This window comes from Massilia phyllosphaerae, from assembly GCF_034659755.1.
Lineage (GTDB): Bacteria > Pseudomonadota > Gammaproteobacteria > Burkholderiales > Burkholderiaceae_D > Telluria > Telluria phyllosphaerae.
Genome location: NZ_JAXSQX010000002.1, coordinates 581,775 through 597,680, shown reverse-complemented (window position 1 = coordinate 597,680; position 15,906 = coordinate 581,775). Strand labels below are relative to the sequence as shown.

The window sequence follows — 15,906 nt, the reverse complement described above, 5'->3', positions numbered from 1 at the left end:
GAGAAAATGGAGCTATGAAGAAGCAACCCAAGTTTTCCCCTGAAGTCATCGAGCGCGCTGTGCGCATGGTCAGCGAGGCTGGCAGTGAGTATGAGTCGCAGTGGGCGGCCATCACGTCGATCGCGACCAAGATCGGCTGCACGCCGGAGACATTGCGCCGCTGGGTACGTCAGCAAGAGCGTGACACTGGCCAGCGTCCCGGTCCAACCACTGCCGAGGAAGTGCGCACCAAGGCGCTGGAGCGAGAAGTGCGGGAGCTGCGTAAGGCAAACGAGATCCTGCGTCTGGCGAGTGCGTTTTTCGCCCAGGCGGAGCTCGACCGCCGCCTCAAGCCGTGAGGGCAGCCATCGACCAGTACCGCCATGCTTACGGCGTCGAGCCGATCTGCCGGGTGATGCAGGTCGCGCCGTCCGGCTACTGGCGTTACGCCGCGCAGCGGCGCAATCCTGAGTTGCGTTGTGCACGTGTCCGGCGTGACGACGTGCTGGGCGTCGACATCGAACGAGTCTGGCAAGCGAACATGCAGGTCTATGGAGCTGACAAGGTATGGCGCAAACTGCGGCGTGAGGGCACTGATGTAGCCCGCTGCACGGTGGGGCGCTTGATGCGCAGAGCCGGCCTGCGAGGCGTCATGCGCGGCAAGGTCGTACGCACAACGGTTCCCGATGCAAAGGCGCCGTGCCCGCTCGACCGGGTCAATCGCCAAATTAAGGCGCAGCGGCCAAACCAGCTTTGGGTCAGCGATTTCACGTACGTCTCAACGTGGCAGGGTTTCGTTTACGTTGCCTTCGTTATCGACGTCTTTGCTCGACGTATCGTCGGCTGGCGGGTAAGCAGCTCGATGCGGACCGACTTCGTGCTCGACGCGCTGGAGCAGGCACTGTACGCGCGTCAGCCCGAGCGAAATGCCTTGGTCCACCATAGCGATAGGGGCTCGCAATACGTGTCAATAAAGTACAGCGAACGTCTGGCAGAAGCCGGGATTGAGCCCTCTGTGGGCAGCAAAGGCGACAGCTATGATAATGCCCTGGCCGAGACCATCAACGGGCTCTACAAGGCTGAGTTGATCCACCGCCGCGTTCCTTGGAAAACAAGTGAGGCCGTTGAACTGGCCACGCTGGAATGGGTTTCCTGGTTCAACCACCACCGCTTGCTGGAGCCGCTCGGCTATATACCGCCAGCGGAAGCTGAGGCAAACTATTACAAGCAGTTGAGCAGTCAGGCTGTTCCGGCCGAACTCAAACTAACCGGCCTCTACGAAAGCCGGGGCGTTTCACACTGGCTGCGGCATCCACCACGAGAGTCGAGCTGACATTGAGCAGGCGATCCTTTCCCTTACCTGCTCTCTAATCTTCTGGGGTACGTCGACAGGTTCGTTTGGCTCCCTAAGTTTCGCAAATGAACTATTGGTTGTCACAGCACAAACAACGCAATACACTCTAACGGATGAGTTTAAACAGGAGCTACATCGCGCTCCACGCCAAAAAATTAAAGGAAATATAACTTGACAATTATTGAAAATTTCATAGAGCGGGTCATAGCAATTTACAAGACCGGCATTGCTACCGAACACTCTTATAGACCGGCTATAGAAGCGCTTTTCAACGCACTTCCCGGGAACATGCGAGCGGTTAACGAACCAAAGCGCGTCGCGTGTGGGGCACCTGATTTTATCGTTCATCGCGGTGACCTCGTAGTGGGCCACTTAGAGGCGAAGGATATTGGAATTAGCACGCGGGGAATGAAAGATGCTAACAAAAACCAGCAGGAACGTTACCTTAAGGCCTTGCCTAATCTTATCTACACAAATTGTCTGGACTGGGACTTCTATCGAAACGGCCAATTAATAGGTTCAGTGACAATTGCGGACTATCTTCTTGGCATACAGCCCAAACCAGAGACTTACGAAAAGTTGGAAAACTGGCTAACCGAGTTTGCCAATGTGAAACCTCAACGGATCACTAGTCCTCAGATCCTCGCTGATAAAATGGCTGGGAAAGCGCAATTGATTAAGACTGTACTATTTAATGCGCTTATGGCTGACGGCGATACTGAAACAGAGATATCTAATCAATATGAAGCTTTCAAAATGCATTTGATTCATGATATCAGTAAAGAAGATTTTTCTGACATTTATGCTGAGACCATCGCTTACGGGATGTTTGCGGCTCGTCTTCATGATACGTCTCTCGACACTTTTAGTCGTCAGGAAGCGCTTACTCTTCTTCCTAAATCCAACCCTTTTTTGCGCAGCCTCTTTACCTATCTTGCTGGATATGACCTAGACAATCGCATTGCTTGGATAATTGATGATTTGGCAACTATTTTTCAGGCGGCGGATGTCGGTAAAATTATGGAAGGCTTTGGAAAACTTGGAGGGCGTCGCGATCCATTTATTCACTTCTATGAAACATTCCTTGCCGAGTACAATCCAAAGAAAAGAACCGCTCGCGGGGTTTGGTACACACCTGAAGCCGTAGTCAACTTTATAGTACGAGCAGCCGACGATATCATAAAGCGAGACTTTAAACTCGCTGATGGACTTGCAGATACGTCAAAATCAAAGATTACTTGGGACGTAGGTCAAACAAATAAAAAGGGAAAGACCGTCTCGATAGAAAAAGAGGTCCATCGTGTCCAGATTCTTGACCCAGCAACTGGCACCGGCACATTCTTGTCTGAAATCGTAAAAGTTATTGCACCTCGAATCCAAGATGTTGCTCCTAGCATGTGGTCTTCCTATGTCGAAGAGCATCTTGTACCTAGATTGCATGGGTTCGAGCTTTTAATGGCTTCTTATGCAATGTGTCACATGAAGCTAGATATGATGCTGACGGAAATGGGATATAAACCTACGAATGCTGCACCACGTCTTTCTGTCTACCTGACAAACTCACTTGAGGAAGGTGATCCCGCCAATCAAACCCTACCTTTTGCACAGTGGCTCTCGAACGAAGTGAAGCAAGCAAATACTATAAAACGAGATATGCCGATAATGTGCGTAGTCGGTAACCCTCCATATTCTTCAAGCAGCAGCAACAAAAGCCCTTGGATTAATAACCTTATTGCCCCATATAAAGAAAATCTCGCGGAGTCAAGTAAGAATGCATTATCGGACGATTATGTCAAATTCTTGCGTTTAGCGGAAAGCTTTGTTGAGAAAAACAATTTTGGCATTGTAGCTATGATTACAAACAATTCGTTCGTTGACGGAATTGTTCATAGAAAAATGCGCGAGCACCTTCGCACAACATTTAATAAAATCTACATTATTAATTTGCACGGCGACTCTAATAAAAAAGAAAGAGCACCGGATGGCGGAATTGACGCCAATGTATTTGATATTAAACAGGGCGTTGCGATCACAGTTGCTGTTAAAACTGAAAAAAGCGATGATTTAGCCGATGTATTCGTAAAGGACATCTGGGGAACACGTGCCTTTAAGTACGATTGGCTTTCTAGCAACACCATCGCATCAATCGACTTCTCTCCAGCCAACTTACAGGGCGACTATCATTTTTTCACAAATCGTCCTTTTGCTGAGGATTCTAATTACAAAAGTGGTTTTTCTCTATTAGAGTTATTTGTGGAGGGCCGTAGCGGCATAAAGTTCCGAAAAGACAAGCTATTACTCACAAACCATTTCACAGAGCAAGACGCAATTCAAATGGTGGATGACGTACTAAATTTAGCAGATAACGCTTTACTCAAAAAGTATAAATTCAATGAGACAAGCGACTGGCAGATTAGAGAACAACGCGATAATTTCTCACCTGCTGTAGCCAAGGATATAGTGAAAATCGCATATCGCCCTTTCGATTTTCGGTACGCTTACTATCCTCTTGCCAAAATTAATAAAATTATTCCGAGAGGAGACTCTCGGGCTGGACTGATGAAGCATATGATCGGACGAAAAAACGTGGCATTGCTGTCAGGTCGACAAAACAAGTCGGGAAACGTGGATCATTTCCTTGTCGTAGACTGCCCCTCCGAGATGAAGGCGGCAGAGAATACCGTTCAGTCTTACCATTTCCCGCTGTATATTTATCCTTCTGAAGATGATTTCGACTCTCATCCGACTGTCAACTTCAAACCTGAGATATATGCGAAGTTGCAAAAATTAGGAAGCGATAATACACAGGGCGTTCCAGATGAGCTAGCGGTTTTTGATTACGTATATGGAGTTCTGTATTCACATACTTATCGGCAGGAAAATGCAGAATTCCTGCGGGTTGATTTCGCTAGAATACCATGGCCTAGTTCGTCTCAGGAGTTCTGGCGGTATTCACTGAATGGCAAAAAACTTCGCCAACTTCATCTCATGGAGCCTGATGCAGTGGGTGCTACGCCATTTCCCCTTATGGGAGAGGGAGATAATGTGATTGACCGTGCTTTATTCTGCGACGACAAGGTATGGATTAATGCCAAGCAGTACTTTAGCAATGTTTCCACCATAGCGTGGGAATGTTGTATCGGCGGATATCAGCCTGCACAGAAGTGGCTAAAAGTACGCAAAGGCAAAAAACTTACCTATAGTGACGCGAAAACCTACCAAAGTGTGATTAAGGTTCTAACTGAAACTTCGAAGCTAATGTCGCCCAAAGATGCTTAACCCTTTTTGAAGATCGCGTAGTTGACCTAGTGTGAGCTTGACTGCTCCTATATTATGCTCCAGAGAGACTTGCGCTTAGATTCGATTCTGCCGTAGTGATCCTCTTTGGTTTTTCGGTTTAGCACGATGCCATGCTAAGCTCAAGCAGCCGGATTCAGCCATCAGCCACCATTCCCACTTTTTGGCAGCTGGCTGTCCCAGAATGCTCCAGACGTATGTCGCACTGAGTCTTTGCTGAGGATCTGAGATCACCTTGCCGCGCCCTTCGACTGAAGATGCAAACAGGTATCTATATTTTTTGCACTCTGGGTTAGCATTAATTTTGCACACATACAGGATCCTTGTAATGACATTTAAAGTTCCCCCCTCTCCTATCAACGCGGCCTTAAAGGGGCAGGAAGCTTACCTGCCCCCTGGGATGATGGAGTGGCAGCCATTGACTGCGCAAGCCTTTAAGGTTTTAAAGGAAACAGATGAAGTGGATGAATCCGGCATCGGCGCCAGTCGCAGTGCCTTGTCGGAAATGTTCTCTACGGCTCTGCAAATTCCAAATGTCGGTTTTTTCGCTGGTAGCGGTACGTCGTTGGGACCAGTCGGTGGTCCCAGTATGTGGGACCTTTGGCAGCAAGCAATGTGCCCGGATGTCCAGGATGTGCTTTCAGAAAATGCTGCGCGTGTTCTTGATATCGTGCATTATGGCGAGCGGGATAATCCTAACATTGAACATTTTTTGTCGCAATGTGACTCATACTTGGCGTTTACTGAAAATGATGTCGTCAGTACATTTGTCAATGACGTCAAAGCATTGATCCTCCGTGCTTGCTCAGACTTTCTGACGAACCCAGCTTCAGACATCTCCTCTTATCGAAATCTATTACAAAAGCTTGCTAGACGTCGAGTTAGAGACCCACGCCTAAAAGTATTTACAACCAATTACGACATGTGCTTCGAAACTGCAGCATCCGATTTAGGAATGGTAACCATTGACGGCTTTTCGCACACCAGACGCCGAAGATTTGATGGAAAACATTTTACCTATGATATTGTACGGCGCGAAACAGATAGTCATGAATTTGCGGAGGGGGTCTACCAACTATTAAAGCTCCATGGCTCCGTTAGTTGGAGTCGCGAAGGCAAGGATATTTATGAAGACATTGCGCCGAGGCCAGCTAACGCATGTCTAATCTACCCTGCAAAAGGCAAATATCAGCAAGCATTTCTCCAACCCCACTTGGAGCTTCTCTCAAGGTTTTTAGAGTTTTTACGCCAACCTAATAGCTGCTTGATGATTTCTGGATTTGGCTTCAACGATGATCATTTATCGGAGCCAATTTACTCTGCCATCCAATCCAATCCTAGCTTAAAACTTATTCTCTGCGATTTCCAATGCATTGCTCATATCCATAATCGTGGCCACAATGGATCAAGCCCTTATTGGGAAAAAATGCATGACTTAGCGCAGCAAGGATTCGACATCCATTTTATAAACAGCTCGTTTAGCGACCTTGTCGGTTACATTCCGCATTTACGCTCCGCATCCCCTGCAGAGCAACTTGCGAACGCGGTACGTCGTGTTGGCGGGAGGGCGTAACGAATGCAACTTGATGGAATTTTAGATAACTCGCTGAAAATTGGCGTAGTTTCAAGTATCGGTGCACAATTTGTTAAAACTAATCTAGCACACGCTGGCGAGGTCAGCGGACGCTACCTTGGGAAAAATCGCTATGGAAAGGGTGAGGTTGGCGAACTGATTTTAATCGAAGGTCAACAAGCGGTTTTGCTCGGTCGCATGGTTGAGGTTAGTCTTCCCGATAGAGATCGCAGCGAGATTTCTCAAGATTTCGCAGGCATTAATCAGATTGATGCTATCGGGGTCATTCGTCTACTCGGCTCGATAAATCCTAGAAGCCTCAAAATTACTGCTGGGGTAAGCTCCTATCCGCGACTTGGTGACCGAGTTTACTCAGCTCCTGCGTCATTAATTTCTCAAATTCCTCTTTTGACTTCCTCTGGCGTCGATGGCAGGGTGCCGCGTGTTGCCTTCGACCTGGGCCATGTTTCGGGTGACAATGGTTTCCCGATCTCTGTTACCCCGGAAAAACTGTTTGGTCGACATTGCGCAATTTTGGGATCGACCGGCGGCGGCAAAAGCTGGACGACCTCTAAGCTGATCCAAGAATGCAGAAAGTTTAACTCCAAAATTGTTCTAATTGATGCGACGGGAGAGTATCGCTCACTCAGCGGGCAAGATACAGTCCACTATCACCTAGGTGAACCTATTCGTCGCAATGGCGACTCCAAAGAGGTCTCTATCCCGCCGACAAGCTTTACAGAGTCAGATTTCATCGCACTCTTTCAGCCCTCTGGAAAAACCCAAGGCCCGAAGCTGAGGGAGGCAATCAAAAGCTTAAGGTTAGCAGCGCTTGCGCCAAATTTATTTCCTAAGGGACTAGTACAGAAGGTTAATCAACCTAAGCAAGTCTATCGCGAGGCTATGAAGATTGGGAATAATGCCAGTTTGGTAGGCAACCCCAGTCAACCATTTGATCCAAATTTTTTGGTTCGACAAGTCGTGCAGGAATGCTGCTATCCTGATGCGGGCGCGGAAAAATTAGACCGCTGGGGAGGGGCAAGCAATGAATTGTCCTACTGCTCCTCACTTATGACGCGAATCATGAGCGTGATGGAGTCCAAATCCCTCAGTTGTGTGTTTAGCCCGCCAGCCGATCTTCCCAGTCTCGTGGAGAGCTTTGATAAGTTTCTGGAAAGTGACGAACGTCTTTTCAGGATTTGTCTAAGTTCGGTTGGCTATGAATTCAATGCTCGGGAAGTTATTGCCAATGCAATTGGCCGACTACTCTTACAACGAGCTAGAGGTGAGTTTTTCAGATTAAAACCATTACTGGTTATTCTCGATGAAGCACATAATTTTCTTGGGAAAACGCTTGGAAATGAGGACGACCTGCAAACTTTGGATGCCTTTGAGTTGATTGCGAAAGAAGGACGAAAATATGGGTTGAACATCTGCCTTGCCACACAAAGGCCAAGAGACATTACCGAAGGCGTTTTAAGTCAGATGGGTACGTTGTTGGTACACAGGTTAACCAATGACCGCGACCGAGAAATTGTCGAGCGAGCGTGTGGCGAATTAGATCGTTCTGCCGCCGCATTTCTTCCCAATTTAAAACAAGGCGAGGTAGCAATGGTGGGTGTTGACTTTCCAATCCCTGTGACAATTACAATCGGTCGACCAGCTCAGCCACCAATTTCCGACGGGCCAAGCTTCCAAGAGCTCTGGTAACGCGATTGCCTCCCCCAACGGCAAGAGCAAGACAGAAATAAAATTTTCTAATTGAGATACGGAAAGTACGGTAATCCCCCCATTAGATGGCGTTTGCAGCCGAGCTTGCTGCGACCAGTCGGGTTGCGGCCAGTATGCTCACCACTGATCGGTGCTGGCACGTCTAACAGCGTCAACGCTGGCGATCCCATATGACTTGGATCACCCCAGCTTAGCGGGCGGCGATCTGTGGACACTTCAGGCCTTGAACTGTCGTTAACCGCCGATTCGATGAGCGACACATTGTCTACCCCAAGCACTTGATTCTAAGAGAAACAGAAGTGTCGCACTCCGCTTAACACGCTAATACGTCAGGATCAGCTTGCTCGCCGGCTCCGGGTCTCGATAGCGGGCCGGATCGCCAGTCGTGCGCAGGCGCCGCGCAATCCGGTAGTCCAGGTATCGATCAAGCGCATCAATGGCCTTTGCGTGGCGCAGGTACATGCAGCGCTGCCGGCATCCCTTTGTGATCACCGCGCGCAGGCTGATTTCGTCGCGCAGCGAGCCTGACAGAAACAGCACATCTTAACCTCGATTTGTGCGATTTCGGTAACGCGCATTCCGGCTGTCAGGCCCAGCCACAAGACCAAGCAGTCTCGCTCTGGATGTCTGCTTGTGGCCATGGTGACGCGGAAACGGTGAGGGATTTGCCCCGGCTGGAGCGTAGTGGCATGGGCCATTTGAACTCTGAATAAGACAGATTGAAGATGGATTCAGAGGGAAAGCCGTGCGGGCTCTTTTTCGAGCATAGCACGGCCTGATTGCTGCCATCCTCGAAAAAACGGCTGGCGATGCTAGCGCTGTCTTGGCAACACCTTCTACCGCCACAGCGACGCAAATTGTGGCTATGCCTGACAGCTCATGCCCTGCAACAAGTTCTCATTGAACAGGTTCGACCGACCGGACGCTTCACGCAACAGCAAGGCTGGAAATAAACGGATTGCGTTTGACAGGCGTTGCGCTCGACACCGGCGCATGCGCAACACTCAAGGGTAGTTTGCAAACGCAACACGAATTAATGGAATATTCAATAACTAAGAATACGAATGCACGCAACACCGTCCCGAAACTACCAAGAATGCGAAGTTGTGGTTGTTGTGCGCATCCGCCCGCTTAAAAGCTGCCGATGGCTTTCCGAGGCAAATTCCTGACTTGCTCGCAATGCATCGTCGTACCTTGTCTCATCCGCAGAGACATGTTCGTCGTGCTAGCGCTTCGACCCGACGGTGCTACTGCTCATGACGCAAATGGTCTGCGCATATGGTTGCCCACGGCCGGTCGGCGCTGCGGGCCTCGAACTGCCCATGCACGGTCCGAAGCGCTGGCCTGATACGGTCGCGTTCGTTCTTCAAGACGTCGACGGTCTTCCGTAATGCATCGATTTGTTCTTTGACGATCGCAGCCATGTGCTCGGTCCGCTCACATCAGGACGCGCAAGCTGCTGCCGGGGTTCCGCACGTGCAAGCCGCTCACTCAGTGAGCCTTGGCGTTACGAAATGCGATGTTTGACACTGGAGCGTTCGCGCAGCGTTTGCCGCAGCCCGTACTGTTTCGCCGGCCCTTGCTTCAGCAATTGCGTGACGCGTCACACCAACATGCTTCCGTTTCATGCCATCGAACGCTGCTACCGCGCTGGGCACACGTGGCTGTAGTTGAGCTACTCGACTGGATGCCCGTACCGGCAATCACCCGGCGCATTGCCGGCGCGTCCGAGCGCCCTCCTTCGTCACTAGTTTTATGCCGTTAGCAGCGTGGCAGTCCCGCCGCTACCTGACTCAATCCGGATCCGGACCATCTTGTGCAATCCGAACTAGCACAGGAGCAGCCACCGTGCAATCGAATGCAAACTGTCGTTACATAACTACAAATGAAACATTATTAATGCAATGGTTTGCAATCGTATGTAATGTTTTGTCCTGCGTGCAATATTAAACAATAACTATTTTGGCGCGGGCAGGCACGTAGTTAGCCCGTCCAATAGGAGACCGCTTTGAAACAAGAGAAAATCACGATGTCCTCCCCGGCGCAGACACTCGGCATGCAGCGACCGCCGTGTTCGTCCACCGAAGCGCGTCTGCTCCGGCCGACTGCGATCGCCTGCGCCGTATCCCTGCTCGTAGCCAGTGGCATGGCGCAAGCGCAAGACAGCACCGAAGCGGCCAATGCCGACGCACAGGTCGTCGTCGTGTCCGGGTTCCGTGCGAGTCTGATGAAAGCCGAAGCCATCAAGCGCAGCAGCTCGACCATCGTCGAGGCTGTCACCGCCGAGGACATCGGCAAGCTGCCGGACACCAGCATTGCCGAGTCGCTCGCGCGCATCCCCGGACTTGCCGGCGAACGCGTCGCCGGCCGCACCAGTGGCATCTCGGTCCGTGGCTTCAAGGAAGACTACGTGGGCACCACGCTCAACGGCCGCGAGCTGCTGGGCATCGGCGACAATCGCGGCGTGGAATTCGACCTGTATCCGGCCGAAATCATGAGCGGCGCCGTGGTCTACAAGGCGCCGGACGCCAGCCTCAGCGCGATGGGCATCGGCGGCACGGTGGACCTGCGGACGACCCGGCCGCTGGACGGCAAGGGATCCACGACGGTGAATGCGTCCTACGAGAAAGGCAGCCTGGCGTCGAACAACCCGGACTACAAGAACAGGGGCTACCGGTTCGCCTTCAGCGACTCTCGCCACTTTGCCAAGGATACCGTGGGCCTCGCCATTGCGCTGGCGAAGACGAACTCGCCCACACAGTCGGAAGAAATGGGCGTGTGGGGTTGGAACCCGAACCCGAACTTCGGCAATGTGTTGACGCCGAACGGCATGACCGTCTACTCGCATTCGTCGGTGCTGACCCGCGAGACTGCATCCGCCGTCCTGCAATTCAAGCCGAGCAACACGGTGAACATCGCCTTTGACGCCCTTCTAATCAATTTCCGCGACCAGGGCATCAAGCGTGGCCTCCAGCAGAACCTGCCCGATGGGACGATCGGGCCTGTCGTCAACGGCGTGGCCCAGTCGGGCCGCAGCGGTGCTTACAATACGGTCCTGCGTGCCGACCCGACCGACAAGCAGGGCACCTTGCGTACCTACGGCGTCAACATGAAGCTGGCGGTCAGCGACAGGTGGCAAGTCAAGTTCGACATGGCCCATAGCGACACCACCAAGACCGATGAAACGGGCGAGAGCTACGCGGGTGTCGGCCGGCCTGGCCTGTCGACCACGGGCGCTGGTACCGTTCGCGATTGGGCCGTCACGCCCACGGGGCTGATGTTCAGCAACAACAGCACCGACTTTGCCGACTATAACCTGGTCCGCCTTGCGGGCCCGCAAGCCTGGGGCGGTTCGCTGGCGCCGATCCCGGGCCTGCAGACCTCGGTCTCCGGCAACCCCTTGGTCGGCTATGCCCAGGCGCAGGACGGCTTCGTCAACACCGCCGTCTTCGACGAGTACCTGAATTCGGTGCGCCTCGAAGCCACGGGCAAACTCGACTTCGGCTGGGTCAACGCGATCAATTTCGGTCTGCTGTACTCGGATCACAAGAAGTCCAAGAATAACCATGGTTACTTCCTGACAGCCGACACCTGGCCAAACGACGGCCCGATCCCGGAGTCCGCTCGCCGAGGCGTGGCGGACCTTTCCTGGGCCGGGCTGGGGCAGATCGTGGCCTACGATGCACAGGGGCTGCTCAACTCCAGCAGCTTCCGCCGTTGGGATGCGCAGCAACTCGAGCCTGATCGCCTGGGCGATACCTATTCGGTCAAGGAAAAGATCGCCACGGTCTTTGCCAAGGCGGAGTTCGAAGGCCAGCTCGGCTCGGTGAACACCTTCGGTAACGCGGGCCTGCAGTTCATCAACACCAGGCAATCCTCCACCGGCTACACCGCCCTGACCGGTGCCAACCTGTTCGTACAGGCAACGCCGGTCGAAGACGGCGCGAATTACAACAAGGTACTGCCCAGCCTGAACGTGAATTTCGAGGTCAGCCAGAACCAGATGATCAGGTTCGCGGCCAGCAAGGCCATCAGCCGTGCGCGTATCGACTACCTCAAGCCGGGCGGTTCGGTGAAGTTCCGCCAGAACGTCTCCGAGGTGACCCAGACCGACCCTGCCCGCGGCCCATGGTTGTCCAACACCGGCAATGCCAAGCTGCGCCCGAACGAGGTCAACCAGCTCGACCTGGCCCATGAGTGGTACTTCGCCAAGGACGGTTATGTGAGCATTGGCGGGTTCTACAAGGACATCGTCAATTGGTCGCGCTCCAGCCAGGAGGTGGTCGATTACTCGCAGTATTACATTCCGAGCTATCACATCGGCGTCGATACCAACGGCAAGGTGTACACGCCGGCCACATTCAAGGGCGTCAATACCTTCTACGAGGGCGGCCTCAAGGGGAAAGTCGAGGGCCTTGAAGTGGCCGCGACGCTGCCTCTGCGGCTGATCAGCAGGCGTCTCGATGGCTTCGGCGTCGTGGCCAACGCTTCGCTGAACAACGGAAACCTCAGCGACGGCGCCGGCATCCCGGGCCTGTCCAAGCACGCCTACCAGTTGACGGCGTTCTATGAACAGGGTGGTTTCAGCGCCCGCCTGGCCGGCACCCGGCGTTCGGCCTTCCTGTCGGAAGCACGCGCCGGCAGCAATACGCTGGCGGCGGCCAACCGCAAGCCGCTGACGCTGTGGGACGCCCAGGTGAGCTATGACTTCTCCGGATGGGACAACCAGCAACTCAGGGGACTGCGGATCTCCTTGCAGGCCCAGAACCTGAGCAAGCAGAACGATGCCACCATCGATACCGCCTCGGGTCAAATCACGCAGTACGATCGCTACGGCGCCAGGTACCAGCTTTCGCTGAAGTACTCCCTGTGATCCAACTGTAAGCCCTACCAGCCCAGGCAGCTTCCGCTGCCCGGGCTTTTTTCGTCTTTATTTTGTTGGAGGTTGCCTATGCCCGAGCGCATCGCAAAGGTCGTCGTGGTCGGCGGTGGAACGGCAGGCTGGATGTCCGCGGCATTGATCAGGCGGGTCCTGGGCACCCAGGTTGCCGTTGAAGTGGTCGAGTCCGAGACGATCGGCACCGTGGGCGTCGGCGAAGCCACGATTCCGCCGATTCATCATCTGAATGCCGTACTGGGCATTTCCGAAAGCGAGTTCCTGCGTGAAACCAATGGCAGCATCAAGCTGGCGATCCGCTTCGAGGGATGGCGCGTTCCGGGCGAATCGTATTTCCATACGTTCGGGGTGCCCGGGCGCAATCATGCCTTCTGCGACTTCCAGCACTTCTGGGCCCGCGGCTTACGCCTGGGCCAGACGCGCAGCCTGTGGGACTATGACCTCAATTACCTGGCCTGCAAGACCGGCCGGTTCGGCCGCCCGCGTACCCAGGATCCTTTTCTCGATGTGCCTTATGCCTACCATTTCGACTCGGGCCTGTACGGCCGGTATCTGCGCAAGATTTGCGTCGCCAACGGGGTACGGCGGACCGAAGGCCTGATTGCGGACGTTCTGCTTGCGCCCGAGTCGGGCCATGTGCGCACGCTCAAGCTGCAGGACGGGCGCGAGGTGCACGGCGACCTGTTCGTGGATTGCTCCGGCATGCGCGGCCTGCTCATCCAGCAGAAACTCGACGTGCCGTATGAAGATTGGTCGCACTGGCTGCCGTGCGACCGCGCCCTCGCCGTACCGTCGGAGCGGCTGCCGCAAACCCTGCCCTACACCCGTTCGATCGCGCATCGGGCGGGCTGGCAATGGCAGATTCCGCTGCAGCACCGGATCGGCAATGGCCTGGTGTACAGCAGCCGGCATATCAGCGACGACGAGGCGACGGCCACGCTGATGGCCAGCCTGCCGGCGCCAGCACTGGCCGAACCGAAGCTGATCCGCTTCCGCACCGGTCGCGTGCGCGACACCTGGGCCAAGAACGTCTGCGCCATCGGCCTGTCGGGGGGATTCCTCGAGCCGCTCGAGTCCACCAGCATCTACCTGATCCAGTCGGCCATCGTCCGCTTGCTCAAGCTGTTTCCGCATGAAGGCATCACGCAGGCGCTCGTGGACGAATACAACGCACAGTCGACGCTGGAATACGAGACGATCCGCGACTTCATCATCCTGCATTACCACGTCAACGAACGCCCCGACACCGGCTTCTGGCAGGACGTCCGCCATATGGCGGTGCCGCAGCGGCTGCGCGACAAGATCGCGCTGTTCCGCGCCACGGGCAGGCTGTTCCAGGATCCCTACGATATCTTCAAGGATGCCTCCTGGCTCCAGGTCCTGGTCGGACAGGGTGTGATGCCTGCCGACCACCATCCGATTGCGGACGCGTTCGCGCCCGACGAACTGGCCAGGACGCTGGCGGAGATGGCGGCGGCCAAGGCCAAGGGCCTGGAAGGCTTCATGTCCCACGACGACTACCTGGCCGCCGTCATGAGGGCAAGATGATGACGGGCATATCGAAACCTGTCGAGATCGTGATCGTCGGCGGCGGCACTGCAGGCTGGATGGCCGCCAACCTGATGGCCAGCCGCTGGGGCGACGGACGTGCACGCATCACGGTCGTCGAGTCCCCCGAGATCGGCATCATCGGTGTGGGCGAAGGCTCCACGCCCTCCCTCAGAAATTTTTTCCGCAAGATCGGCGTGGAAGAAGCCGCGTGGATGAAGGCCTGCCATGCGACCTACAAGCTTAACATCCGCTTCGAGGACTGGTCTCCGGCGTCCGGCGTCGGCGCCTACAGCCATCCGTTCTTCTCGAGAATCGACACGTTCAACCAGCAGGCCTTTTTCGTCAACTGCATGACCCGCAGGCTGGGCCTCGACGTGACCACGCTGCCCGAGCGCTTCCTGCTGGGTGGCGTGCTCGCCGCCCAGGCCAAGGGCCCGCTCCCCCCTGCCCACTTCCCGTTCGACATCGCCTACGGCTATCACTTTGATTCGGCGCGTCTGGGCAGGTACCTGGCGAACCATGCCGTGTCGCGTGGCGTCAAACTGGTCGAGGCCACCATACGCAAGGCCGCGCTGAACGGCCAGGGCGACATCGTCGCCGTGCTTGGCGACGGCGGCTTGCGCATCGAAGGGGATCTCTTCGTCGACTGCACCGGCTTCAAGTCGCTGCTGTTGCAACAGGAGCTGGGCGTGCCGTTCAAAAGTTTCGGTAACAACCTGTTCAACGATGCGGCCGTCGTGATCCCGACGGCGCCGCCGGCGCGCACAATGCTGCCGGTGCAGACCGTGTCGCGCGCCCTGTCGGCCGGCTGGTCCTGGCACATTCCGCTGACAAATCGTGTCGGTAACGGGTATGTTTATAGTGCCGCATTCCTCTCCGCCGACCAGGCCGAAGCCGAATTGCGACGCACGCTCGGTCTGGGCGCCGACCAGGGGGAGGCACGGCACCTGAAAATGCGGGTTGGACAGGTAGAGCGCCACTGGAGCCGGAATTGCCTCGCACTCGGCCTGGCGCAAGGTTTCATCGAACCGCTTGAAGCCACTGCCCTGCATCTGGTACAGGTCTCGATCGAGTCCTTCATGGCGTGTTTCGAGGAGGGCCAATTCACGGCGCTGCACCAGTCGAGCTTCAATAACGATATCGTAGAACGCTTCGAGAGGGTGCGCGACTATATCGTCGCCCACTACAAGCTCAATACCCGCTCGGACAGCGACTACTGGCACGCCAACCGAGAAAACGATCACCTGTCGGACGCGCTGGGCTCCCTGTTGCAGGCCTGGTTCGACAGGGCGGACATCGTCAAGGAAATCGCCCGCACGCAGGGGAACTCGCATTTCAGCGCGGTCTCGTGGCATTGCCTGCTGGCGGGATACGGTGCGTTCCCTCCGCTCGCACCAAACCAGCCTGGCACGGGCGATCTTCATACGGAAGGCAGGATCGACCACTTCCTGAACGCCTGCGCCTCGAATTTCAGCAGCCACGAAGACTGCCTGGACAAACATCAGGAAGCTGCATCCGCCTGAT

Annotated in this window: 8 protein-coding genes, 1 pseudogene and 1 other annotated feature; of the genes and pseudogenes, 7 read left to right on the top strand and 2 right to left on the bottom strand. The window is 54.6% G+C overall.

Annotated features, from left to right (window positions below):
- Nucleotides 1–14 precede the first annotated feature (14 nt).
- The 4 genes and pseudogenes from U1H99_RS10795 to U1H99_RS10780 form a co-directional block, all read left to right on the top strand.
- Nucleotides 15–1,234 (top strand): annotated as a pseudogene (locus U1H99_RS10795) (IS3 family transposase); the annotation flags it as partial.
- Nucleotides 293–409, top strand: a sequence feature (AL1L pseudoknot). It overlaps the preceding pseudogene by 117 nt.
- 270 nt (nt 1,235–1,504) lie before the next feature.
- Complete coding sequence (locus U1H99_RS10790; protein WP_323141729.1) at nt 1,505–4,612, top strand: type ISP restriction/modification enzyme; 3,108 nt, start codon at nt 1,505–1,507, stop codon at nt 4,610–4,612.
- A 346-nt stretch (nt 4,613–4,958) separates the two neighbouring features.
- Complete coding sequence (locus U1H99_RS10785; protein ID WP_323141728.1) at nt 4,959–6,203, top strand: SIR2 family protein; 1,245 nt, start codon at nt 4,959–4,961, stop codon at nt 6,201–6,203.
- A 3-nt stretch (nt 6,204–6,206) separates the two neighbouring features.
- Nucleotides 6,207–7,913, top strand: coding sequence for an ATP-binding protein (locus U1H99_RS10780; RefSeq protein WP_323141727.1), 1,707 nt, complete (start codon nt 6,207–6,209; stop codon nt 7,911–7,913).
- Nucleotides 7,914–8,255: 342 nt separating this feature from the next.
- On the opposite strand, the gene U1H99_RS10770 is transcribed toward U1H99_RS10780, so the two are convergent.
- Both U1H99_RS10770 and U1H99_RS10765 read right to left on the bottom strand, forming a co-directional pair.
- Nucleotides 8,256–8,474, bottom strand: a complete 219-nt coding sequence (locus U1H99_RS10770; RefSeq protein ID WP_323141726.1) for a hypothetical protein — start codon at nt 8,472–8,474, stop codon at nt 8,256–8,258.
- A 707-nt stretch (nt 8,475–9,181) separates the two neighbouring features.
- Nucleotides 9,182–9,358 (bottom strand): hypothetical protein, encoded by a 177-nt coding sequence (locus U1H99_RS10765; protein ID WP_323141725.1) that lies wholly within the window; start codon nt 9,356–9,358, stop codon nt 9,182–9,184.
- A gap of 722 nt (nt 9,359–10,080) precedes the next feature.
- Between U1H99_RS10765 and U1H99_RS10760 the strand changes: the two genes are divergently transcribed.
- The 3 genes from U1H99_RS10760 to U1H99_RS10750 all read left to right on the top strand — a co-directional run bounded on the left by U1H99_RS10760 (nt 10,081) and on the right by U1H99_RS10750 (nt 15,905).
- Nucleotides 10,081–12,807: a TonB-dependent receptor gene (locus U1H99_RS10760; protein ID WP_323141724.1), complete on the top strand. Its 2,727-nt coding sequence runs from the start codon at nt 10,081–10,083 to the stop codon at nt 12,805–12,807.
- 78 nt (nt 12,808–12,885) lie between these two features.
- Complete coding sequence (locus U1H99_RS10755; protein WP_323141723.1) at nt 12,886–14,379, top strand: tryptophan halogenase family protein; 1,494 nt, start codon at nt 12,886–12,888, stop codon at nt 14,377–14,379.
- Nucleotides 14,376–15,905 carry a tryptophan halogenase family protein gene (locus tag U1H99_RS10750; RefSeq protein WP_323141722.1) on the top strand — a complete coding sequence of 510 codons (1,530 nt, stop codon included), beginning with the start codon at nt 14,376–14,378 and terminating at the stop codon, nt 15,903–15,905. The genes U1H99_RS10755 and U1H99_RS10750 overlap by 4 nt, the downstream gene beginning before the upstream one ends.
- Nucleotide 15,906: the final 1 nt, after the last annotated feature.